18 protein-coding genes are annotated in these 24,207 nt (G+C 31.7%); 7 read left to right on the forward strand and 11 right to left on the reverse strand.

Going from position 1 to position 24,207, the window contains the following annotated elements; all coding sequences use genetic code 11:
• From PBN93_RS12940 to PBN93_RS12960, 5 genes are all read right to left on the reverse strand, one after another.
• The gene (locus PBN93_RS12940; RefSeq protein ID WP_013622143.1) at window positions 1-714 is read right to left on the reverse strand and encodes a YebC/PmpR family DNA-binding transcriptional regulator; all 714 of its coding nucleotides are present in this window, start codon (window positions 712-714) and stop codon (window positions 1-3) included.
• A gap of 156 nt (window positions 715-870) precedes the next feature.
• Window positions 871-1,320, reverse strand: coding sequence for a protein-disulfide reductase DsbD domain-containing protein (locus PBN93_RS12945; protein ID WP_271080829.1), 450 nt, complete (start codon window positions 1,318-1,320; stop codon window positions 871-873).
• Between the two features lie 46 nt (window positions 1,321-1,366).
• A complete protein-coding gene (locus tag PBN93_RS12950) occupies window positions 1,367-3,340 on the reverse strand; it encodes a protein-disulfide reductase DsbD family protein (protein ID WP_408612179.1) in 1,974 nt (657 codons plus the stop codon).
• Window positions 3,341-3,568: 228 nt separating this feature from the next.
• Window positions 3,569-4,945 carry a TlpA family protein disulfide reductase gene (locus PBN93_RS12955; RefSeq protein WP_271080830.1) on the reverse strand — a complete coding sequence of 459 codons (1,377 nt, stop codon included), beginning with the start codon at window positions 4,943-4,945 and terminating at the stop codon, window positions 3,569-3,571.
• Between the two features lie 6 nt (window positions 4,946-4,951).
• Window positions 4,952-7,753, reverse strand: coding sequence for a M16 family metallopeptidase (locus tag PBN93_RS12960; protein WP_271080831.1), 2,802 nt, complete (start codon window positions 7,751-7,753; stop codon window positions 4,952-4,954).
• A 373-nt stretch (window positions 7,754-8,126) separates the two neighbouring features.
• Between PBN93_RS12960 and PBN93_RS12965 the strand changes: the two genes are divergently transcribed.
• The 3 genes from PBN93_RS12965 to PBN93_RS12975 all read left to right on the forward strand — a co-directional run bounded on the left by PBN93_RS12965 (window position 8,127) and on the right by PBN93_RS12975 (window position 11,377).
• Complete coding sequence (locus PBN93_RS12965; RefSeq protein WP_077402370.1) at window positions 8,127-9,845, forward strand: GMC family oxidoreductase; 1,719 nt, start codon at window positions 8,127-8,129, stop codon at window positions 9,843-9,845.
• A 3-nt stretch (window positions 9,846-9,848) separates the two neighbouring features.
• A complete protein-coding gene (locus PBN93_RS12970) occupies window positions 9,849-10,556 on the forward strand; it encodes a gluconate 2-dehydrogenase subunit 3 family protein (protein WP_077402373.1) in 708 nt (235 codons plus the stop codon).
• A gap of 92 nt (window positions 10,557-10,648) precedes the next feature.
• Complete coding sequence (locus PBN93_RS12975; protein WP_077402376.1) at window positions 10,649-11,377, forward strand: M15 family metallopeptidase; 729 nt, start codon at window positions 10,649-10,651, stop codon at window positions 11,375-11,377.
• A 2-nt stretch (window positions 11,378-11,379) separates the two neighbouring features.
• On the opposite strand, the gene PBN93_RS12980 is transcribed toward PBN93_RS12975, so the two are convergent.
• From PBN93_RS12980 to tsaD, 5 genes are read right to left on the reverse strand one after another with little or no spacing between them, the layout of a single operon-like run.
• Window positions 11,380-12,561: a THUMP-like domain-containing protein gene (locus PBN93_RS12980; protein ID WP_077402379.1), complete on the reverse strand. Its 1,182-nt coding sequence runs from the start codon at window positions 12,559-12,561 to the stop codon at window positions 11,380-11,382.
• 8 nt (window positions 12,562-12,569) lie between these two features.
• Window positions 12,570-13,658: an AI-2E family transporter gene (locus PBN93_RS12985; RefSeq protein ID WP_077402382.1), complete on the reverse strand. Its 1,089-nt coding sequence runs from the start codon at window positions 13,656-13,658 to the stop codon at window positions 12,570-12,572.
• A 7-nt stretch (window positions 13,659-13,665) separates the two neighbouring features.
• On the reverse strand, window positions 13,666-14,316 hold the full coding sequence (locus tag PBN93_RS12990; protein ID WP_077402385.1) for a DUF4159 domain-containing protein: 651 nt from the start codon (window positions 14,314-14,316) through the stop codon (window positions 13,666-13,668).
• Window positions 14,317-14,350: 34 nt separating this feature from the next.
• The gene (locus PBN93_RS12995; RefSeq protein ID WP_077402388.1) at window positions 14,351-15,058 is read right to left on the reverse strand and encodes a 16S rRNA (uracil(1498)-N(3))-methyltransferase; all 708 of its coding nucleotides are present in this window, start codon (window positions 15,056-15,058) and stop codon (window positions 14,351-14,353) included.
• Window positions 15,059-15,085: 27 nt separating this feature from the next.
• Window positions 15,086-16,114, reverse strand: a complete 1,029-nt coding sequence (gene tsaD / locus PBN93_RS13000) for a tRNA (adenosine(37)-N6)-threonylcarbamoyltransferase complex transferase subunit TsaD (protein ID WP_077402391.1) — start codon at window positions 16,112-16,114, stop codon at window positions 15,086-15,088.
• An 82-nt stretch (window positions 16,115-16,196) separates the two neighbouring features.
• Here tsaD and PBN93_RS13005 point away from each other — a divergent pair, with 82 nt between their 5' ends.
• The 4 genes from PBN93_RS13005 to PBN93_RS13020 all read left to right on the forward strand — a co-directional run bounded on the left by PBN93_RS13005 (window position 16,197) and on the right by PBN93_RS13020 (window position 23,733).
• Entirely contained in the window at window positions 16,197-20,579 is a 4,383-nt protein-coding gene (locus PBN93_RS13005) for a translocation/assembly module TamB domain-containing protein (RefSeq protein ID WP_456298760.1), read from the forward strand.
• Window positions 20,580-20,785: 206 nt separating this feature from the next.
• Window positions 20,786-21,772 (forward strand): 6-phosphofructokinase, encoded by a 987-nt coding sequence (gene pfkA / locus PBN93_RS13010; protein ID WP_077402398.1) that lies wholly within the window; start codon window positions 20,786-20,788, stop codon window positions 21,770-21,772.
• Window positions 21,773-21,793: 21 nt separating this feature from the next.
• The gene (gene gap, locus PBN93_RS13015) at window positions 21,794-22,795 is read left to right on the forward strand and encodes a type I glyceraldehyde-3-phosphate dehydrogenase (protein ID WP_077402401.1); all 1,002 of its coding nucleotides are present in this window, start codon (window positions 21,794-21,796) and stop codon (window positions 22,793-22,795) included.
• A gap of 86 nt (window positions 22,796-22,881) precedes the next feature.
• Entirely contained in the window at window positions 22,882-23,733 is an 852-nt protein-coding gene (locus PBN93_RS13020; RefSeq protein ID WP_077402404.1) for an N-acetylglucosamine kinase, read from the forward strand.
• Between the two features lie 82 nt (window positions 23,734-23,815).
• Here PBN93_RS13020 and PBN93_RS13025 read toward each other — a convergent pair whose 3' ends face one another.
• Window positions 23,816-24,196, reverse strand: a complete 381-nt coding sequence (locus PBN93_RS13025) for a RidA family protein (protein WP_271080833.1) — start codon at window positions 24,194-24,196, stop codon at window positions 23,816-23,818.
• Window positions 24,197-24,207 lie beyond the last annotated feature (11 nt).

Consider the following 24,207-nt stretch of genomic DNA (forward strand, 5'->3'; position numbering starts at 1 on the left):
CTATTCTTTCATAGAATGATAAACGTTTTGTACGTCATCATCCTCTTCTAATTTTTCTAATAATTTTTCTACCTCGGCAACGTGCTCTTCATTTTCTAGTTCCTTTGTAACTTGTGGTATACGTTCAAAACCAGATGATAAAATTTCAATACCTCTAGATTCTAATTCTTTTTGTAATGCACCAAAGCTTTCAAAAGGAGCATAAATTAAAATACCATCATCATCTACAAACACTTCTTCTGCTCCAAAATCTATTAATTCTAGTTCTAATTCTTCTGGGTCTATGCCTTCTGCAGGAATTCTAAAATTACAAGTATGGTCAAACATAAACTCTACAGAACCAGATGTTCCTAAGCTACCATTACATTTATTAAAGTAGCTACGTACATTGGCTACTGTTCTGGTGTTATTGTCCGTAGCAGTTTCTACTAAAATTGCAATACCGTGAGGTGCATAACCTTCAAAAAGTACCTCTTTAAAGTCTCCTAAACTTTTGTCCGAAGCTCTTTTAATAGCGCGCTCCACGTTATCTTTAGGCATATTTACGGACTTTGCGTTTTGAATAACAGCTCTTAAGCGCGCATTAGAGTCAGGATCTGGACCTCCTTCTTTAACAGCCATTACTATGTCTTTACCTATACGAGTAAATGCTTTAGACATTGCAGACCAACGCTTCATTTTACGTGCCTTTCTAAACTCAAACGCTCTTCCCATAAATTAAAATGCTATAAAAATTAGTATAAAGACAAATTTAATAAAAATTAAGACCGTAGCAAATGATGGTTAGTGTTTTAGCTAACTATTTTAGTTTTAGTAAAAAAAAAGAGAGTTACTTTTAGGTAACTCTCTTTTTTTAATAATGCGGTATTCTTATTCTATTTTAAAATCCAAATCTACGTAAGTAGGAGGCAAGCATCTAGAGTCGTCACAAACCATAAACTCTACTTCAGCTACAACAGTAGTTTTACCTGGTTTAGTTAATTTAATACGTTGTGTAAAACTAGCTTTTTTTTCAAAATAGGTAATTTTCATATTAAAAACTGGGTCATCTACAGTATGTCCTTTACCTTCTTTAGTTTTGCCAGCTATTGTATAGTTCTCTCCTGTTTCAAAAATGAAAGCCGTAGCTATTGGTCCGCCTTCTGGTACTACTTGTGAGTATAGGTGCCAACCATCATCTATAGTAGCTGTAGCAACTAAATCATACTCTGTGGTAGATATTTTTTTTACTGATGTTTTCCAAGTAACTGGTTCTAATATTTGTCCGTATGAGCTAATACTTATTGCTAATACAACAATTGCTAAAAAATATTTTTTCATTGTAAATTTTTTAAGTTGTTAGTTAGTATACAAATTGCATACCATATTATTTATTTTTAAAGTTAGATACACCTTCTTTTAACCAATTGTGATACTCGGTTACATCTGGTGTGTAAGCAACGGGTTCATTTAAGTTTTCTTCATCATGGCCAATAAGCACATAGTATGGCTGTGCATTAGTGCCATAACGTATTTGTTGTAACTCACTCCATTGTTGCCCTGTATAGCGGAGCTTTTTACCTGGACGTAATTTAGAGTCAGGAGCTTCTCCTTCAAACTTAATTTTTTCATCAACATATAAAGAAATTAAAACAACATCATTCTTTAACACATTTAAAACATTGTCTTTTACCCAAACGTTTTGTTCCATTTTTCTACAGTTAACACAAGCGTGACCTGTAAAATCTATCATAACAGGTTTGTTTACTTTTTTAGCGTAAGCTAACCCTTTTTCATAGTCGTTAAAAGCAAGTATGTTATGTGGTGCCATTAAATGTGCACCTTCTGGTACTTCTTGAGTATGAGTAGCTGTACCACCACCAGTTTGCATATTACCAACACCATAAGGAGACTCACTATAATGCTGTGGCGGAGGAAAAGCACTAATTAAGTTTAATGGAGCTCCCCATAAACCAGGAATCATATATAATGTAAATGTTAATGTTACTAAACCTAAACTTAATCTGCCTACAGAAATATGTTTTAACGGCGAATCATGCGGTAGTTGTAATTTACCAAATAAGTATAGTGTTAATGCTCCAAAAACAGCAATCCATATTGCTATAAATACTTCGCGTTCTAGTAAGTGCATTTGTAAAACCATATCTGCATTAGATAAGAATTTAAATGCTAAAGCAAGTTCTAAGAATCCTAAAACAACTTTTACAGAGTTTAACCATCCGCCAGATTTAGGTAAAGAATTTAACCAACCTGGGAATGCTGCAAATAAAGCAAATGGAAGAGCAATTGCTAAAGAGAAACCAAACATACCTACAATTGGGCCTATTTGGCTACCGCCAGAAGCAGCTTGCACTAATAAGGTACCAACAATTGGTCCTGTACAAGAGAAAGATACTATAGCTAAAGCTAATGCCATAAAAAATATACCAACCAAACCACCACGGTCTGCTTGTTTGTCTACTTTATTAGCCCAAGAATTTGGTAGCATAATTTCAAAAGCACCTAAGAAGGATGCAGCAAAAATTAATAATAGTACAAAAAAGATTAAGTTAAACCATACATTTGTAGATAATGCGTTTAAAGCATCTGCACCAAACACAGCACTGACTATAATACCTAATAATAGGTATATTACAATAATAGATATACCATATATTATTGCATTTCGTACACCTTTAGCTTTAGTTTTACTTTGTTTTGTAAAGAAGCTCACCGTCATTGGTATCATAGGAAATACACAAGGAGTTAGTAAGGCTGCAAAACCAGATAAAAATGCAATAATGAAAATGGAAAATAATCCTTTTTTATCTTCTTTATTTTTAGAGTTTTTATCTGAAGTTGAGTCTGCATTATTAGCTAGTTTAGCGGCAGTTTTATCTGATGTAAATTTAAACTCTATATCCTTAAAAGTAGGAGGGAGACATTGTGTGTCATTACATACCATATAATTTACCTCGCCTTTTATTATAGATAGCTCTTTATTTAAAACCTTAATACGTTGTTTAAAGGTTGCAGAGTTCTCAAAATATTTTACCATCATATTATCAAAAGCAGGTTCTGGAGCAGAATGCCCTTCTTCTTCAGATGGTGAGTCTACTAATATATAATCCTCACTTTCAACAAAAGTAAATTCAGTAGCAACTGGTCCGCCTTCATCTAAATGCTGAGAATATAAATGCCATGAAGCGTCTATAGTTGCTTTCATGACTAAATCATATTCTGTATCAGAAATTTTTTCTACAGATGTAGACCAACTAACAGGATCTAGTATCTGTGCTTTTACATTACTAAAAAGAGTAGTAAAAATAACTAGTAGGAAATAAAAAGTACGTTTATTCAAAATATAATATTTATGGATATATAATATAAGACGTAAAAATAACAAAGAACCCTTACTTTAATGTTGTTAAATTTGGTTAATATTTTAAAGTTAAGTTTACGCTTTCTTAATATATGAGTAGATTACACGTAGATTGGGTGACAATAAAATAAAAATATTGGACAAAAAAAATCATCTTGATAAATTACCAAGATGATTTTTATATTTTAAATTGTATAGTTTACTGTATTATAACAGGCTATTTAAAACTTCTTTTAATTTAGGGTCAGATGGTCTAGGAGCATTTGCATTTACAATATTACCTTCTGTATCTAATAATATAAATTTAGGAATACCTTGTATAACATAGTCTTGTATAAAATCAGATTCAAAATTATTATCTGCAATTAGTTGTACACCGCCTAATTCTTTATCTACAACCATTTGTTTCCATTTATTATAAGCATCTGGCCTGTCTACAGAGATACTAACAAACTCTATGTTTTTGTTATGGTATGCTTTTTCTGTTTCTTTTAAAGCAGGTATTTCTGCTATACACGGTCCGCACCAAGTAGCCCAAACATCTATATACACATATTTACCTTTTAAATCCTCTAAAGAAGTTTTACCACCAGCGTGGTTTTCATAACCAATAAACTTAGGAGAAGGATTGCCTTTTTCTACTGCTTTTAATTTAGTGTAATAATCTTTTACTGTTTTGTTCTGTTCTTCATCTGTAGAAGCAGATATAAAAGTATTGTAGTATTCTTCTAAATTGTCTGTTACTGTAATACCAAAAATAGCATCTTTTAATAGGCTATTTCTAATAGTCTCAGATTTTATGGGCGCAACAGTTTTAAGCATGGCCAAGTCATAAGAAATAGAATCTTTTTCAGCTTTTTTTGCTGCAATTTTTCCGTAGTGCGTTGCTACTAAAGATTTGTATGCGCTAGATTTGCTAAAGTCATTTTCATTATTAATATCAACAGCATCTAATTCTGCTAAAAAGTTTTCAGAAACCTTAAACTCTGGTTTTTTAGCATAATGTTGATGGTATCTTTCAAAATTAGATAAGCTTACTAAATAATTGTAATTGTTATCATTTTTCTGCTCTTTTTTAAACTCTTCTGTTAAACCCTCTGTGGTATCTACTATTGCATTTAGAGCATTTTTTTGAGAAAGCATTTCTTCCTTAAATGCAGCTTCATCTAATGTATAAGGATTTGTTCCATTTCTAAAACTATTTTCTTTCTCTTTTTTAGCAGTAAAAAAGTTGTTTTCTACAGCACCGTTTCCGGTAATAACTATACTTTTATTAAAATCTGTAGCATCTGCATTAAAAGCAATATTAAAACCTTCTTCTAAATAAATATCGGCTCTGTTTTTATCATTAACTATGGCGTAATGTCCTTTTGCATTTACAATTGTATCTGTAAAGGTACCATCTGCAGCTATGGCTACGGTATCTATTGCTTTTCGGTCGTTAAAACTAGCAATAATTAATTCTGTAGTACTAGCGTTGTTAATTTTTCCTGTAATAACTGCATAATCTACTGGTGTAGATTCTGTTTTACAAGAGGCTAAGCTTATTATAGCTATACCAAGTACATAAATTGATTTTTTCATAAGTTGTTATTGTTTAGGTTTAAACGCAATTTCGTAAGTTTTTGCGCCTTTTAATAAGGTTTTAGTAAATTTTTTAATGTCTTTAACAGTAATAGAGTTTACAATGTTTTCAAAATTCTTTGGATTGTTCATATTATAACCTTCTAAAACATAATTTTGAAGCAAGCTCATATCATAACTATTGTAGTCTTTAGACTCTTTACGTTCTTTAATGAAGTTGGTTAAAGTTTTGTCTAAATCTGTTTGATTTATTTCTCCGTTAGCTATTTTTTTAATTTCGGTATGCACAATTTCTAACAAGTCATCTACCTTATCGGGGTTACAATCAAAATTTACAGTTATACTACCTTCAGGTATTGGTCTTTTAGAAAAACTAGCTCCAGCTCTTGGAGAGTAAGCACCACCTTCTGCTTCCCTAACAGTTTCTGTAATTCTTAATTGTAAAATGTCTCCTAAGGCGCTTGCTAAAATAGCATTCTTTAAGCTATATTTCATTTCGTTTTTGTAACCAACTCTAACAGATCCTTTTTCATCTTCCATTTTTAAGAAAATATCCTTGTCTATAGCATTGCTTGTCCAAACTTTAGGGTCTACTTTGTAATTTTCTTTACTAGTATTGGCAGAAATACTTGCAATATATTTTGCTAGCAATGGTTTTAATGCATCTTTTTTAACATCACCAACTATAAAAAATGTAAAATCTGCAGCATTTTTAAATCTGTCTAAATAAATATCTTTCATTTTACTAAAAGACACTTCTTTCATATAAGCGTCATCCAAAATACGCACTTTAGGATTGTTTTTACCGTACAAAGTAACCGTAACACTATCGTTAATTTTAGCGTTAATGTCTTTACTTTTTCTTGTTAAAAAATTGGTAATGTTACCTTGTAATACTTTATAAGCATCTTCATCAAACCTAGGTTTTTCAAAACGTAGATAAACCATTTGTAACATAGTTTCTACATCTTTAGTTGTTGATGAGCCACTAATACTTTCTGTTAAATCTGATAAGTTAATACTTGTGTTTGCAGTTTTACCAGCAAGTACTTTTGGTAATTCTGTGGCAGAAAAATCTCCTAAACCAGACATTTGTACTATGTTCCCCATAATATTTGCAGAAGGTAAATCTTCTGTAGCTAGTAAAGAAGTACCACCATAGCTTGTAGCTACTAGTTTAACATCGTTTTTATTTTTGTCTGCAAATTTGTAATACACCTTAACACCATTACTTAGTGTAAATATGGTAGCTCCTGTGTCTTTATTTTCTTCTTCAACTACAATACTGCCTGCTGTAATATTTACATCAGATATTAATGTTTTACCGCTAAACTTATCTGTATACGCTGTTAACTCCTTATTATTTTCTGCGGCTGTAATAATAGCTAACCCTTCTTCTTTAGTTAAGTTATTTTTACCTTTAACACCAGTAACATTTAAAGTTCTATTTTCTTTAGTGTAAAGTGCTTTTAATGTCTGCTGAAAATCTTCCTTAGTTAAAGAAGTAAATATTGCTTGTACAATTTTATATTCTTCTGCAATAGGAGTAATGGTTTGTTTAGATAGGTAATTGGTTTGTATAGACTTTATTAATTGGCCGTGAGGTGTATCTCCTTCCTTACTAATAGCATTTTCATAATAGTTTGCGTATTGTTTTTTTATACGATCTATTTCACCATCTGTAAATCCAAATTTTAAAGCTCTGTTAACCTCATTCATTACCGTTTTAAAAGCTTCTTGTTGTTTACCTGGCTTTGGGGTAATATCAATAGATAAATCATTATTAAGTTTTGCTTTTTCTGTAAACCTAACTCTTGCGGCTAAAAAAGGAGCATCTGGTTGTTGTTGTATTTCACCAAGTCTAGTAGACACCATAGATGTTGCTATATTTCTTAAAAGAGATGTTTTAAGGTCCCCAATAGTTTGCTCTTTAATTTTTTTAGAGTGATTAATGCTAAAACTAATATTTGCTGTAGATACTTCTTCATCCATAGCAATGTTATAAAGCATTTCTTTATTTCCATGTATTTCTACATAAAAGCGTTCTTTAGGGTTTTTAACAGCTGGTATTTTAGAAAATTTATCTTTTATTTTTTGTTCAATTTCATTTACGTTAATATCACCAACAATAGCAATAGCTTGTAAATCTGTACGGTACCAATCATGGTAAAAATCTCTTAAGGCTTTGTACTCAAAATTCTCTACAATATTCATTAAGCCAATAGGCAACCTTTTGCTGTATTTAGAGTTGTTAAAAACAACAGGTAAAGATTGTTGCAAAATTCTCATTCTACCATTTTGGCGTGTTCTCCATTCTTCTTTAATAACACCACGTTCTGCATCAATCTCCTCATCTGTAAGTAATAGGTAGTTAGACCAATCATGTAATACCAATAAACAAGTATCAATTAGCCCATTTTTAGTAGGTATATTGTCCATATTATATACAGTCTCATCAAAACTTGTGTATGCATTAATATCTCTGCCAAAAACAGCTCCGTGTTTTTGTAATGTGTTTAAAATACCTTTTCCTTCAAAGTTTTTTGTACCGTTAAAGGCCATATGTTCTAAAAAGTGAGCTAAACCTTGTTGGTTATCGTTTTCTAGTATAGAGCCCACATTTTGTATAATGTAGTAACTGGCTACGCCTTTGGTAACATCTGTACTGTAAATGTAATAAGTCATACCATTTGGTAAAACACCTTTCTTAAATTTGGTGTTCACAGGTAACGGCTGGTTTAAATCTAGTTGCTGGGCATAAACACCTAAGCATAGAAATAAACAGAGTAATGTTGTAATTTTTTTCATTTTAAAATTTTGTTAGTTTTTTGTGAGTTTTAGTAATAGACGTAGGTAAAATGCATAACCCTTATTGCTATACTGTTAAATAAATGGTAAAATGTTTATCTGTTTACTGCAGTATGCCTGTAATTTTAAAGATATTTTTACTGCTGTAATAGTGTTTTTACGAGCTTAAATTACAAGTAAATAGTTCTTATTTTTTAACTATAAAATCATTCTTAATTAATTGTATTAACATATTTTTTAATTTTTTTATGATTAAAAATTCTAAATTAGTGACTTCTGTTATTTAAAAAATACCAAACAAAAAAACAATATAAGAGTATAAACAGAAGCTCTAAATGTTGTAAACAACCAAATTAACTTAAACTAAAATAATATGCAGATAATAGAATCTTCAACTATGTACGATGTTATCATAGTTGGTTCTGGTGCTGGTGGAGGTATGGCAACTAAAGTTTTGTCTGAAGCCGGACTAAAAGTTGCTGTAGTAGAAGCAGGTCCTTTTTTTGATCCCAAAGACCCAAAACAACAAACCCAATTTAAATGGCCTTATGAGTCTCCGCGTAGAGGAGCTAATACCGTTAGAGATTTTGGAGAGTTTGATATGGCTTTGGGTGGATGGAACATAGAAGGAGAGCCGTATACGCAAAAAAATGGATCTAAATTTGCTTGGTTTAGATCTAGAATGCTTGGTGGTAGAACCAACCACTGGGGACGTATTTCTTTACGTTTTAGTGAAAGAGATTTTAAACATAAAGATGTAGATGGTTTAGGAGAAAATTGGCCAATTGGTTATGATGATGTTAAGCCATATTATGATAAAGTAGATAAACTAATTGGTGTTTTTGGATCTAAAGAAGGTTTGGTAAATGAGCCAGACGGGTTTTTCTTGCCAGCACCAAAACCTAGATTACATGAATTGTATTACATGGATGGAGCAAAAAAATCTGGTGTTCCTGTAATACCTGCTCGTATGTCTATGGTTACTAAAAAAGTGAATAAAGACCGTGGTGTATGTGTCTATTGCGGGCAGTGTGCTAGATCATGCCAATACTATGCAGATTTTTCATCTGGGAGTTGCTTAATTTTTCCGGCACAGAATAATGGCGGACAAATAGATTTGTTTGTAAACTCTATGGTTAGAGAAGTAACTACTAATGACGAAGGTAAAGCTACAGGTGTTTTATATATAAATAAAGAAGACCGTAAAGAGTACAGACTTAAAGGTAAGGTTGTTGTTATGGCAGCTTCTGCTTGTAGCTCTGCGCGTATCCTTTTAAATTCTAAAAGTAAACAACACCCAGCAGGTTTAGGTAATAGTAGCGGTTTAATTGGTAAGTACCTACATGATTCTACGGGTTCTAGTAGAGGTGGTTTTATACCGGCATTAATGGACCGTAAAATGTATAACGAAGACGGTGTAGGTGGTATGCATGTATATTCTCCTTGGTGGTTAGACAATAAAAAATTAGATTTCCCTAGAGGTTACCATATAGAGGTTTGGGGAGGTATGGGTATGCCAAACTACGGTTTTGGTTTTAACCCTAATGGTTTTAATGAATACTTTGGAGAAAAAGTTGGGGGCTATGGCAACAGCTTGCGTGCAGATGTAAAAAAGTATTACGGTGCTACCTTAGGTTTTGGTGGTAGAGGAGAGTCTATTGCCCAAGAAACTAATTACTGTGAAATAGACCCAACCACTGTAGATGAATATGGTATACCAGTATTACGTTTTAATTATGAGTGGACAGATTATGAGCGTAAACAAGCAAAGCATATGCAAGAAACGTTTGAAGAAATAATTCATAATATGGGTGGTAAAGTGTTAGGAGATACACCAACTGCAGAGCAAGATTATGGACTTAACAAACCTGGTGAAATTATTCATGAGGTTGGTACAACACGTATGGGAGATAATCCAAAAACGTCTGTAGTAAATAAGTATGAACAAATGCATGATGTAGACAACGTTTTTATTGTAGATGCTGGTCCGTTTGTTTCTCAGGCAGATAAAAATCCAACCTGGACAATTTTAGCATTGGCTTGGAGAACGTCAGATTATATTGTAGAACAGTTTAAACAGCAAAATATCTAAGTTATGGATAGAAGAAAAAGTATAAAATCTATTATTCTTGGCGGTGTAGCCGGTGGTTTAGCTTTAAACGGTTGTAAACCAGGTGTAGATAGTGATACAACTAGTACAGAAGAAGCAGTTGTAGATGAAAAGTATTTTGGACGTACACCAGAAGAAAAAGAGCAAATAGCAAAATTAAATGCAGAACAATTTTTTAATGAACACCAAATGGAAACCTTAGGTGTATTATGTGCTTTAATTTTACCAGCAAATGAAAAATATGGTAGCGCCACAGATATTGGTGTTCCAGATTTTATAGAGTTTATGGCTAAAGATATACCTGCATACCAAACACAGCTTAAGGGAGGTTTAATGTGGTTAGACCATACAAGTAATAAAGATTATGGAGTAGAGTTTAAAAAAGCTACACCAGAGCAGCAAAAAGTTATTTTAGATGCTATTGCTTATCCAGATAAAGAAGAGCCAACTTATGAGCAAAACTTTTTTTCATTAATGCGTAATTTAACTGTTACAGGTTATTATACATCTAAAGAAGGTATAGAAGATCTAGGTTATAAGGGAAATACACCAAATGTTTGGGATGGTGTGCCACAAGATGTACTGGATAAGCACGGAAAATCTTACCCAAAAGAATGGATGCCTAAGTTTGTAGAACAAAGCAAGAGAAATGTAATGGCAGAGTGGGATGATGATATGAATTTAATTACATAAATCATTCACTTTTAAATTAAGAATGTTAAATTGCCTTTAGAGTTATAATCTAAAGGCAATTTTGCTATAGATGTTTTTGAAAAAAAATAACAATGAAAATTAAACACATACTTGCAGCTTCTCTAATTTGTTTTGTTTTTGCATGCAAAAAAAATAAAACCAAAATGGCAACTAATGTATTAGAAAAAGATACAGTCGCTATTAAAAAAGATACTGTTGTAGTACCACCAGTTAAGCAAGAGATTAAATACAAAACTTTATCTGGTTTGGCAGATACCACTTTTGTACGTTTGGCAGATTATAGTGGAGATTTTGCTTATGATTTACGTTACGCAACAACAAATAATTTTTTAAAAGCTAAGGTGTATGATTGTCCTGAGTGTTATACTCGCGTTAAAACAGCTAAGGCACTTTTAGCAGCTAATTCAGATTTTATAAAGCTTGGATACCGTATTAAGTTTTTTGATTGTTACAGACCAAATTCTGTGCAATATAAAATGTGGAAGATTGTACCAAACCCGCAATATGTAGCAAACCCTAAAAAAGGGTCTATACATAACAAAGGTGGTGCTGTAGATATTACCCTAGAGACATTAGATGGTGTAGAAGTAGATATGGGAACAGATTTTGATTTTTTTGGTAAAAAAGCATATCATGATAATACCAATTTACCTAAAGAAATTTTAGCAAACAGAAAGTTGCTAAAAGAAACTATGGAAAAGCACGGATTTTGGTCTATACGTACAGAGTGGTGGCATTACAATTTGTCTGCAATGTCTAATGCAAAAGTAGCAAATTTTAAGTGGGACTGTGGTGAGTAATATTATTGTATTTTACTACAGAGCAATACAATTTTAGAGTTATTGCAGTCTGTTGTAAAAAATAGGTAAGTGTTGCCACCATCTTTAATTTTAAACTTTTTACGAATATTAGCTACACTTTCAGGAAAATTACGTGTTGTAATATTTGCTTTTGTTAGTTGTAAACGCTGAATTTCCTTTTTGTTAAAAGCTATTTGCTTTTCAACCTTAAAACATCTGCCTGCAAAATTTAGTAAGGTGTTAGAAGTGTATAAATGTGTATGTTCATGTAATTTATGTAATTTGTAATGTGCAGCAACAGCTTTAAAAGCTCCTGCTTTTAAAATAGCCGAATTTGGCTCGTAAATGTACTGTTGAGGTTTACTATAGTTTAATACAATTTCTTTTTCATCTGTATAGTTAAAAGAAAAAAGTGCATCTTCAGTTTTAGTTAGGTTTATTGTTTTAATGTGTATATCTCCTGCATATTCTTTTTCTAAAATCCAGAGCAATTCTTTTACATCATTATTAAGGGCTACAACATGTATTTCTTTTACATTTTTTAATGACTTTATACCAACTGAAAAATCTAAAAGCGGAGATGTTTTTATTAGTATATTATTAGCTTTGCTAAAAATTAAATCTAAATGTTGTGGTACATTTGGTAAGCAATCTTCTAAAAAAAATACTTTTCCTTTGGCTTCATTTCTTCTAGATGGGTCTATATAAATCCAGTCGTAAAATATATCTGAACTTTTTAAGTGTTCAATGCCATTATCTGTAAAGGTGTTAATGTTGTTTACACCTAGTGTATTAAAGTTGTGTGTAGCTATTTTAGATACGTTTTCAGAAATTTCGCAATGGTAAACTGTTGTAATTTTTTTGGCAAAAAAGAAACAGTCTACACCTAGTCCTCCTGTAAGGTCTATTAAAGTGTTTCCGTGAACTATACTGGCTTTGTATTTAGCAGTTTTTTCTGATGAGGTTTGTTCTATGTTTAGCTTGTTTGGATAGTAAATACCAGGCGTTTTAAACCACGTAGGTAATTTATCTTTGCATTTATTTTTAGCTTCAATTTGTGCTGCTAATTCTTTATTAGTAACATTAGCAATAGTGTTTTTTTTTAGTAAAACAGACATAATATCTGTATCTAAATTATGAGCAATAAAATCCTGAGCTTGGGTATGTAAAATAGCAGTGTTCAAACTTAAGATTATAAATTTTTAGTCATAGATTTTACAATTTTATTGTCTGCAAAAAACTCTTTTAAAATTACTTTAATAGCAGTGTATCCAGGAACAGCAATAATCATACCCGTAATACCAAAAAGTAATCCGCCAATAATTATAACTAAAAATATTTCTAATGGATGAGATTTTACACTGTTTGAAAAGATAAAAGGTTGTGAAAAAAAGTTATCTACCAGTTGGCCTACAATAAAACCTATCATTACATAACCTGTTTTTGGTAAAATAACGTCACTAAAACTTTCTCCTAAATTGCTGGACATTGTTAGTGTAACCATTAAAGCACCACCAATTATTGGCCCTACATAAGGTATTAAGTTTAATAAAGCGCATAAAAAAGCAATTACAATAGCATTTTCTATACCTACAATTAGCAAAACAATGGTATAAATAACAAACAATATTAGTATCTGAAAAACAAGTCCAACAAAATATCTTGATAGTAGACTGCTAATAGTGTCCATAGATTTTTTAAATCGTCCTTCTTTGTTTTGTGGCGTTAGCATTAAAAGTCCGTCACTAAATAATTTACGGTCTTTTAAAAAGAAAAAAGTAATAAATAACACAGAGAACAGCCCTATACTTAAGCTACCAAGTACACCTACAAGAGAGTTTAAAAAGTCTGGAATAAAGGCAAAGTCTACATTGGTTAAAAAGTTAGAGGATTTTACGTTTTCTTCTAATTCTGTTGTGCTTACTCCAAAATAATTTACCACTTCAGTATATAGGTTTTCTATATTTCCTTGTAGCTGGTTAATGTCTAGTAAAGCTAAGTTGTGACCTTGTTGTATTATAAGAGGTATAAAAAGTGCTATTATACCACCAACTATGCCTATTAAAAAAAGCATTGTAATAATTACGGCTAATGTGTTATTAAACTTTAATTTATCTCGCAAAAATAAAACAATAGGCCTACCAATTAAAGAGGCAACAGCAGCAATAGAAATATAGACTAAAACAGAACTAATTTTATATAAAAAAAAGCATAATAGTACAATACCTACTATAATGCCAAGTGCACGTAATATGCCATCTGCTATTGTTTTTGCTTTCATTTACTGTTTAGTTGTTAAAAACATATTTTATAATATTTGCACCCATTTGCAAGGCTTTAAGTCTAACATCAGGGCTATCATTATGTACTTCTGGGTCTTCCCAACCGTCACCTAAATCGCTTTCTAATGTAAGTAGCAATATAAGTCTATTATTGTGAGTTATGCCAAAGGCCTGTGGTCTTTTTCCGTTGTGCTCGTGTATTTTAGGTAAACCGTCTTTAAATTTAAATTTCTGATTAAAAATTGGGTGGTTAACTCCTAATTCTTCAAGTTTTTTATTTGGGAATAATTTAGCTAATTCTTTTCTTATATACGGTTCCATACCGTAATTATCATCAATATGTAAAAAACCACCAGATAGTAAGTAGGTTTTTAAGTTTTCTGCTTCTTCATTAGAAAAAACAACGTTTCCGTGTCCTGTCATATGTAAAAAAGGATATTGAAAAATACCTATGTTGCTAACTTCTACAGTTGCTGGTTTTGGTTTTATTTTTGTGTCTATTTCCTTATTGCAAAACTGTATTAAGTTAGGTAACGCAGTTGGGTTTGCATACCAATCTCCGCCGCCATTATATTTTAAAATTGCTATTTCCTGAGCCTGTACATTATTTGTTACAGTACTTAATAAAAGAAAGTATAAAAGAGCAATTTTTTTCATACAAGTAAAAGATGATTTAAAAATGTTTAAAATACTATCCGTTATTAATCATAGCAACTGTAGCACAGGCTACTATAGCAGCGGTTTCTGTACGTAACCTATTTTTACCTAAAGATACAGGAATAAACCCATTTTCATAAGCTTGTTTAATTTCGTTAGAAGAAAAATCGCCTTCAGGACCAATTAAAATAGTTACGTCTTTGTCTGCAGCTACCCTTCTTTTAAGCTCTACTTTTTCTTCTTCTTCGCAATGTGCTATAAACAATAAATCTTTATGTTCTTTTTGTACAAACTTAGTGTAAGGTATAGGAGTGTTTAATTTAGGTAAGTATGTTTGTAAGGACTGTTTCATAGCAGATTGCAATACTTTTTCCATACGCTCTAGTTTTAGTACTTTACGTTCAGAATGGTCGCAAATTATAGGTGTAATTTCGTCTACACCAATTTCTGTAGCTTTTTCTAAAAACCACTCAAACCTATCGTTCATTTTTGTTGGTGCAACAGCTACGTGCAACCAGTGCATAGGTCTGTGTTTTTTTTCTTTAGATGTAATTTGCGCTTTACATTTTTTTACATCAGCAACCATAATTTTAGCTGTAAATAAATAGCCATTACCATTGGTTATGTACAATTCATCTCCTTCTACCTTACGTAACACCTTTACAATATGCTTGCTTTCTTCTGGAGGAAAAACAAATTGAGAAATACTGTTGTCTAAAGTGCTGTTATAAAATAATTGCATAAAATATATTAATTTGGTTACTGTTTGTTATTCGTTAATTACGTAACGTGCTTTTGCGGTAATTTCTTGTGTTGTAAATAATTCTTCTTTGTATTTTAAATAACCAACTATACCAATCATAGCAGCATTATCTGTACAAAATTGAAAAGGCGGAATAAATGTTTTCCAACCGTGTTTTTGTTCTGCTTCTTGCAATATTTTTCTAATGCCAGAATTTGCAGATACGCCACCACCTATAGCAATTTGTTTTACACCTGTTTGTGCAACCGCTTTTTTAAGCTTGCTTAGCAATACATTTATTATGGTGTATTGTATAGATGCACAAATGTCGTTTAAATTTTCAGTTATAAAATTGGGGTTTTTTTGTGTTTCTCTTTGTATAAAATAAAGTACACTTGTTTTAAATCCACTAAAACTAAAGTCTAAACCACCAACTTTAGATTTAGGAAACGGAAATGCTTTTGGGTTACCCAATTGTGCATACTTATCTATTAAAGGTCCGCCAGGGTATGGTAAACCTAAAATTTTTGCACTTTTATCAAAGGCTTCACCAACAGCATCATCTAAGGTTTGACCCAAGATTTCCATATCAAAATAGCTTTTAACCAGTACAATTTGTGTGTGTCCGCCACTTATAGTCATTCCAATAAAAGGAAACTTTGGTTTTTTACCTGTTTCATTATCAATAAAATGGGCTAGTATATGGGCTTGCATATGGTTAACCTCTATTAAAGGTATGTTTAACCCTAAAGATAAAGATTTGGCAAAAGAAGTACCAACTAGCAAAGACCCCATTAAACCGGGTCCTCTTGTAAAAGCTATTGCAGATAAATCTTTTTTGTTGATATTTGCCTTGGCTAGTGCTTGGTGCACCACAGGTACAATGTTTTGTTGGTGTGCTCTAGAGGCTAACTCGGGAACAACACCACCGTATTCTTCATGAATCTTTTGTGTAGCAACAACATTACTAAGCATTTTACTATTTTGTAAAACGGCTGCAGATGTGTCATCACATGAAGATTCTATTGCAAGTATATAGATATTGTTTTTTTCCACGTATTTTTGGAATAAATATTGAAGTAACAAAGGTAAAACATAAAGAGCTATCAAAAAACTATTTAAAATACTACTAAGAATATTGCTAGTTTTATTACTGCTTTGTTTGTTAGCGACTTTTGTTTTTTCATTGTCATCTGTACAAACACGCCTGGCTAATTACGCTACAAATACTATAAATAAAGACTTTGGAACAAATTTAAAGATAGATAAGCTAAAAGTTAACTTTATTACTTGGAACACATCTGCAAAGGGTATTTATGCAGAAGATGAAAAAAATGACACTCTTTTTTATGTAGGAGACCTTACAACATCTATCTTAGATATTAAAAATTTAGTTAAAGGACAGTTAGAGTTTGGAGATATAAATGTAGACAACCTTCATTTAAAATTAAAAACATACAAAGGAGAAAGCAGTTCTAATTTAGAGGTATTTATAGATAAGTTAGATGATAAAAAACCTAGAGCAGAAGGAGCAAAGCCTTTTAAAATGGTTTCAGGTAATGTAAATATTGGTAATAGTAGGTTTCAGTTAATTGATGAAAACTTAGAAAAACCACAACAATTAGATTTTAAAAATTTAAATATTGGCGCAACAGATTTTTTAATTTTAGGGCCAGACGTATCTACACAAATAAACACATTAACTTTTACTAGCAGAAGAGGGCCAAGGGTAGAAAACTTAACCACAGCATTTAAATACTCTAGAACACAAATGAGGTTTGATGCGTTGCAGATAAAAACAAAAGAATCTGATTTAAAAGGTAATTTAGTCTTTAATTATGACCGTAAAGACTTTGCAGATTTTATAAATAAAGTACAAATAGATGCCAATTTTGCAGACTCTGAGGTAGCATTAGATGATATTAATATACTATACAATGAGTTTGGTAGTGGTAAAAAGGTTAGCTTGTCTGCCAATGTTAGCGGTGTTTTAAATGACCTTACAACAAAAAGATTAATGCTTTTTTCTGAAAACACTGGTGTTAGAGGAGATTTTAACTTTAAAAACTTATTTACCTTAAGCAAACCGTATGTTATAAACGCAGATATGAAAAGTGTAACCACAAGTTATTATGAGTTACGCTCTTTATTACCAAATATATTAGGCAATGTTTTGCCTTCGTCCTTTTCTAAATTTGGACAGTTCACGGTTAGAGGAACAACGGCTATTACAGAGACTTTGGTTAATGCTAAAGTAAATGTTAACACAGCTATTGGTAGTAGTTATGCAGATGTAGAGTTAACTAATATTAACAATATAGATAATTCTAATTACCACGGATTTATATCGCTTATAGATTTTGATTTGGGTAAGTTTTTAGAAAATAAATCATTAGGTAAGGCAACTGTAGATATCAATGTAGATGGTAATGGGTTTGTAGCAGAAACTATGAACACAGAAATAACTGGTGAAGTTTATAGCATTAAGTTTAATAACTACGTCTACAAAAATATAAAAGTGGTATCTGGTACGTTAAAAGAGCAGTTTTTTGACGGTGCTTTGCTTAGTAATGATCCTAACTTAAAGCTAAATTTTAAAGGTTTAGCAGATTTTTCATCAGATAACAATACGTTTGATTTTATAGCCTCTGTAGATTATGCAAACTTTAAGGCGTTAAACTTTATAAATGATAGTGTATCTGTATTTAAGGGCAATATTAATATGGATATTACCGGTAATACATTAGATAATATTGTTGGTGCTATAAAATTTAGAGAAACCAGTTATCAAAATAAAAATGATACCTATTACTTTGAGGATTTTGAGGTTACTTCTAATTTTGAGACAGATTCTCTACGTAAAATAACTATTAACTCTCCAGATATTATTACTGGTTATTTAGAAGGTAATTTTAAGGTAAACGAGTTAGATAAGTTAATACAAAATTCTATTGGGAGCATATATACTAATTATAGACCTTTTAAAATTTCATCAGGACAAAAAGTAGATTTTAAGTTTAATATTTACAATAAAATAGTAGATGTATTTTTTCCAAAAGTAAAGTTTGGGTCTAACACATTTATTAGGGGTAAAGTTGTAGCAGATGAAGGTGATTTTAAACTCACCTTTAAATCTCCACAGATAGAGGCTTATGGCAATAAGCTTGATAGTATTAACGTAAAAATAGATAATAAAAATCCGCTTTTTAATACGTTTATTTCTGTAAATGATGCCACAACCAGTTTTTATGATGTTAATAATTTTAAACTTATTAATACGAAGTTAAATGATACGCTGTTTTTTAGAACAGAATTTGCTGGTGGGCGTGGTTATGATGATACATATTATTTAAACTTTTACCACACCTTTAATAAAAATAACAGGTCTGTTATAGGGCTTAAGCGTTCTTCTATAGTACTTAAAGGTAACGAGTGGATTGTAAATAAAAATAGAGATAAAAAAAATAAAGTTGTAGTAAATAGAACTTTAGATAGTATAGATATTAGAGAAATTGTTTTTAATAATGAAGCTAATGAACAAATACGTTTAAGTGGTAAAGTTATAGACTCTACTTACAAAGATTTGTTGTTGGAGTTTAGTGATGTGTCATTACATAAAATTACACCGGCATTAGAAAACTTAGAACTTAAAGGAGAGGTAAATGGGTCCTTAAATATTTACCAAGAAGAAGGTAAATATTTGCCTTCTAGTAATTTAACAATGACAGACTTTACAGTTAACGACATTAGATTAGGTAACTTGGGTGTAGAAATTGTAGGTAATGATGACTTAACCTCTTTTGATGTAGAAACACATTTGCGCAATAAAGGAGAAGATAGGTTAGTTGTTGCAGGTAAAATTACTAACGAAAACAGTAATCCTACGGCAGATTTAGATGTAGAGTTTAATGATTTTTTAATGGAGCCTTTTTCTAATTTAGGAGAAGGTATACTTTCCAATATAAGAGGCGTTATTAACGGAAAAGCTAAAATAACAGAGCGTTTAAGTAACCCGGATATTACAGGTAAATTACTGCTAAATAAGGCAGGTTTAGGAATAGATTATTTAAATGTAGATTATGGATTTGCAAACAACTCTGTAGTTAATTTATACAAACAAACTTTTGATTTTGAAAACATACAGCTAACTGATGTAGCTAAAAATACTACAGCAATATTAGATGGTACAATTAGTCACAAAGATTTTTCTGCTTGGGATTTAGACCTAAATGTAAATACAAATAACAACCGTTTTTTAATTTTAAACACAGATTTTTCTGAGGAGAGTTTGTATTACGGTACAGGCTATTTAAATGGTACAGGAAGAATTTACGGTTCTACCAAGGCCTTAAATATAGATGTTATTGGAGCTACAGCTAAAGGTACATCATTAAAAATACCACTTAGTGATGTTGCAACAGTAGGCGATTATAGTTTTATAAATTTTGTTACCAAGCAAACCGAAGAAGACAAAAGAAGAGAGTTGCAGAATTATGAAGGTTTAGAATTGATGTTTGACTTGGATGTTACACCAGAAGCCGAAGTAGAAATAGTAATAGATCCAAGCACAAAAAGTTCTTTAAAAGGTACTGGTGGTGGTACCATACTAATGGAAATTAATACCAATGATAAGTTTAATATGTATGGCGAATTTGCTGTTGCTACTGGTGAATATAATTACAAATATGGAGGTATTATAAACCGTAAATTTACTGTGGAGCCAGGTGGTACAATTATTTGGGATGGCTCGCCATTAAACGCAGAGGTTAATATGCGTGCTATTTACTCTTTAGACGCTAATCCTGCTCCTTTATTAGATAATTCTGACTATACAAATCGTATACCTGTAGATGTTGTGGTAAGTTTACAAGGGGAGTTAGAAAAACCAGAAGTAGACTTTAATATAGAGTTTCCAAGTACCAGTTCTATTGTAAAATCTGAATTAGAATATAGATTGTTAGATCATAATTTTGAACAAAACAATGCATTTTACTTACTAATGCAAGGTACGTTTGTAAATGAAGAAAGTGGTTTAAATGCAACTGCATTAAGCGGTAATTTAACGCAAACAGCATCTGGATTACTAAATTCTGTTTTTAAAAGCAACGGAGAAAATCTAGACCTAGGTATTGTTTATGAGCAAGGAAACCTAAATCCAAACGCTATACAAACAGAAAATAGAGTAGGTGTTACGGTATCTACAAAACTTGGAGAAAAAATACTATTTAATGGTAAGTTTGGTGTTCCAGTAGGTGGTGTAGGAGAATCTGTAGTTGCTGGTGATATGGAAGTGCAAATTATATTAAATGACAAAGGTACATTAAGTGCTAAAGTATTTAATAGAGAAAACGAAATTCAACAATTTTTAGCAGAGCGTCAAGGGTATACCCAAGGTGTAGGTTTAAGTTACCAGGTAGATTTTGATACGTTTAAGGAATTAATGACTAAAATTTTTCCTAATAAAGCACGTAAAGAAGAGGAGCCAAAAGTAGAAGAAAACTCAAAAAAACCTCAAAACTAAAATTACAGATACTTAAATTCTACCTAGGGAAATATTTTTTTTCTTCATTTTTATCCTTTTTTTCGGTTTAAAATCACACATTTTTAAGAGCTTTTGATAAAACTTATTAACGAAAACGTTTGAAGTTTTACCTGTGTCAAAATTTAGGGTTATTAGCACTAATTTATTAAAATAAGTTTCCTAGCTTTACTACAATAAATTAATAAATGGCATCAAAAATTAAAAAAATAGCAGTATTTACTTCCGGTGGAGATTCTCCTGGAATGAACGCGGCAATTAGATCTGTAGTACGTACTTGTGCTTATTTAAAAGTAGAATGTGTAGGTATTTATAGAGGGTATGAAGGTATGGTTGAAGGAGACTTTAAACCAATGGATGCCCGTAGTGTAAATAATATTATTAATAAAGGAGGTACTATATTAAAGTCTGCACGTTCAGATTCTTTTAGAACAGCAGAAGGTCGTAAGCAAGCTTATGACAATCTTGTGGCTAACAATATAGATGCTTTTGTTGTAATTGGTGGTGATGGTAGCTTTACCGGAGCAATGATATTTAATAAAGAATACAACTTTCCTGTAATTGGTATTCCTGGTACTATAGATAACGATATTTTTGGTACAACCTATACTTTAGGTTTTGATACGGCTTTAAACACAGTTGTAGACGCTATAGATAAAATTAGAGATACGGCTAGTTCTCATAACAGGCTTTTCTTTGTAGAGGTTATGGGTAGAGACGTTGGCCATATTGCACTAAATGCAGGTGTTGGAGCAGGAGCAGAAGAAATATTAATTCCAGAAGAAAATCTTGGTTTAGAGCGTTTGTTAGAGTCTTTAAAACGAAGTAAAAAATCTGGTAAATCTTCTAGTATTGTTATAGTAGCAGAAGGAGATAAAACTGGCAAAAATGTTTTTGAACTTAAAGAATACGTAGAAGAAAATTTACCAATATACGATGTGCGTGTATCTGTACTAGGTCATATGCAACGTGGAGGAACACCTTCTTGTTTTGACCGTGTATTGGCAAGTAGAATGGGTGTTAGGGCTGTAGAAGCATTGTTAGAAGGAAAAAGCAACTTAATGGTTGGTATACAAGATAACAAACTAATACTTACGCCAATAGACCAAGCAATTAAAGGGCACACAAAAATAGATAAAGAACTCATTAGAGTTTCAGACATAATGTCAACATAATTAATAACAAAAAGCAAGAAAATGTCAAATTTAAAAATAGGAATCAACGGATTTGGAAGAATAGGTAGGTTGGTTTTCAGAACAACAATAAAAAGAGGTGACGTAGATGTTGTTGCAATTAATGATTTATTAGATGTAGAACATTTAGCATACCTTTTAAAGTATGATTCTGTTCACGGAAAGTTTGATGGTACTGTTGAAGTAAATGATGGTAATTTAGTAGTAAACGGAAAAGTTGTGCGTATTACTGCAGAACGCGATCCTAAAGATATTAAATGGGATGCAGCTGGAGCAGAAATTGTAGCTGAGTGTACTGGTATTTTTACAACTTTAGAAAAAGCACAATTGCATATTGATGGTGGTGCTAAAAAAGTGGTTATTTCTGCACCTTCTGCAGATGCACCAATGTTTGTAATGGGTGTAAACCATAAAGAAGCAAAAGCATCAGATTTAATTGTATCTAATGCATCTTGTACAACAAACTGTTTAGCTCCTGTGGCCAAAGTTTTAAATGATAATTTTGGTATAGAAGAGGCTTTAATGACTACTATACATGCAAGTACTTCTACTCAATTTGTTGTAGACTCTCCGTCTAGAAAAAATTACAGATTAGGTAGATCTGCAATGGCAAATATAATTCCTTCATCTACAGGTGCAGCAAAAGCAGTTGGTAAGGTTATTCCAGAATTAAATGGAAAATTAACTGGTATGGCTTTTAGAGTTCCTACTCCAGATGTTTCTGTAGTAGATTTAACTGTAAGAGTTAAAAAAGAGACTTCTTACGAAGAAATAAAAAAAGTATTTAAAGCTGCCTCTGAAGGAGAATTAGCAGGTGTTTTAGGATATACTGAAGAAGATGTGGTTTCTCAAGATTTTGTAGGAGAAGCACAAACTAGTGTTTTTGATGCTGGTGCAGGAATAGAATTGAGCCCAACTTTCTTTAAAATTATTTCTTGGTATGATAACGAAGCTGGTTATTCTAATAAATTAGTAGATTTAGCTCAGCACGTAGCTAGCTTATAAATCCATTTTATAATTGTGATATAGTATCCTGAGAATTGGTAGGTAGTAACTTATTTTCAGGATACATTAATTTTAAGTAATAACGTATGATTTTAATTGTAGATAGCGGTGCTACAAAGTCTGATTGGATAGCCTTAGATGATAAAGGTGACCAGTTATTTGTGACGCAAACATTAGGTTTAAGTCCAGAAGTTTTAACCAGAGAAGTTATAGAAGACAGACTGGCAAATAATTTTGAATTATCTAAAAACAAACAAAAAGTAACTAAACTATTTTTTTATGGTGCTGGCTGCGGTACGGAGCGTATGCGTTTGTTTTTAAAAGATATTTTTAAATCCTTTTTCCCTAATGCAGAGGCACAAGTAAAAGAAGATACTTATGCAGCAATACACGCTACTACTAAGTTAGGAGATCCAGGTATTGTTTGTATTTTAGGTACGGGCTCTAACTGTAGTTATTATGATGGGGAAAAAGTACATCAAAAAGTAACCTCTTTAGGGTATATTTTAATGGATGATGGTAGTGGTAATTTCTTTGGGAGAAAGTTGCTTAGGGACTACTATTTTCATAAAATCCCTAAAGATTTGGCAGATAAATTTGCTGCTGAATATGATTTGGAAGCAGACCTTATCAAAGAAAATTTATACAAACAACCAAATCCTAACACCTACTTGGCAACTTTTGCAAAGTTTATAATAGAAAACAAAGAACACCCTTATTGTAAAGGAGTTATTAATAAAGGCCTACAGCAGTTTATTAATAATAATGTTATGCAGTTTGATTTGGCTACCAAAGTACCTGTAAATTTTGTAGGTAGTATATCTTATTTTTTAAGAGATGAGTTGGCTAAAGTTATAGAAAGAAACGACCTTATTTTAGGAGTTATTAGAAGACGACCAATTGAAGGGTTGGTAGATTTTCATAAAAGTAACTTGTAATAAAGAGTGTAAAAGCAACACATAAGTAAAAAGCGCAATCTGTAATGGATTGCGCTTTTTTTTATATGGTTTAATAGTATTGTTACTTTACTGCAATCATAGAAATTTCTACGTTTACAAACTTAGGTAAATTAGCCACTTCTACAGTTTCTCTTGCGGGTGCAGTGTCTGCATTAAAGTAAGATCCGTATACCTCATTAATTTCTGAAAATTGATGCATATCATTAACAAATATGCAAGACTTTACAACGTTCTCAAAGGTCATTCCAGCTTCTGTAAGTATGGCTTTTAAGTTTTCCATACTTTGTTTAGTTTCTGCTTTAATGTCACCTTCTATTAAATTTCCTGTTTTTGGGTCAATAGGTATTTGGCCAGATATGTATAATGTATTCCCTGTTAAAACTGCTTGGTTGTATGGTCCTATTGGGGCAGGTGCATTAGTTGTTGTAATAATTTTTTTCATCTTAATTAAGT

The organism is Cellulophaga omnivescoria (genome assembly GCF_027915275.1).
Taxonomy (GTDB): Bacteria; Bacteroidota; Bacteroidia; order Flavobacteriales; family Flavobacteriaceae; genus Cellulophaga; species Cellulophaga omnivescoria.

Bases quoted from the DNA above. Each gene is read 5' to 3' on its own strand.
- PBN93_RS12940 (WP_013622143.1), bottom strand. From the start codon at position 714: ATGGGAAGAGCGTTTGAGTTTAGAAAGGCACGTAAAATGAAGCGTTGG.
- PBN93_RS12945 (WP_271080829.1), bottom strand. From the start codon at position 1,320: ATGAAAAAATATTTTTTAGCAATTGTTGTATTAGCAATAAGTATTAGC.
- PBN93_RS12955 (WP_271080830.1), bottom strand. From the start codon at position 4,945: ATGAAAAAATCAATTTATGTACTTGGTATAGCTATAATAAGCTTAGCC.
- PBN93_RS12960 (WP_271080831.1), bottom strand. From the start codon at position 7,753: ATGAAAAAAATTACAACATTACTCTGTTTATTTCTATGCTTAGGTGTT.
- PBN93_RS12965 (WP_077402370.1), top strand. From the start codon at position 8,127: ATGCAGATAATAGAATCTTCAACTATGTACGATGTTATCATAGTTGGT.
- PBN93_RS12970 (WP_077402373.1), top strand. From the start codon at position 9,849: ATGGATAGAAGAAAAAGTATAAAATCTATTATTCTTGGCGGTGTAGCC.
- PBN93_RS12975 (WP_077402376.1), top strand. From the start codon at position 10,649: ATGAAAATTAAACACATACTTGCAGCTTCTCTAATTTGTTTTGTTTTT.
- PBN93_RS12985 (WP_077402382.1), bottom strand. From the start codon at position 13,658: ATGAAAGCAAAAACAATAGCAGATGGCATATTACGTGCACTTGGCATT.
- PBN93_RS12990 (WP_077402385.1), bottom strand. From the start codon at position 14,316: ATGAAAAAAATTGCTCTTTTATACTTTCTTTTATTAAGTACTGTAACA.
- PBN93_RS12995 (WP_077402388.1), bottom strand. From the start codon at position 15,058: ATGCAATTATTTTATAACAGCACTTTAGACAACAGTATTTCTCAATTT.
- pfkA (WP_077402398.1), top strand. From the start codon at position 20,786: ATGGCATCAAAAATTAAAAAAATAGCAGTATTTACTTCCGGTGGAGAT.
- gap (WP_077402401.1), top strand. From the start codon at position 21,794: ATGTCAAATTTAAAAATAGGAATCAACGGATTTGGAAGAATAGGTAGG.
- PBN93_RS13020 (WP_077402404.1), top strand. From the start codon at position 22,882: ATGATTTTAATTGTAGATAGCGGTGCTACAAAGTCTGATTGGATAGCC.
- PBN93_RS13025 (WP_271080833.1), bottom strand. From the start codon at position 24,196: ATGAAAAAAATTATTACAACAACTAATGCACCTGCCCCAATAGGACCA.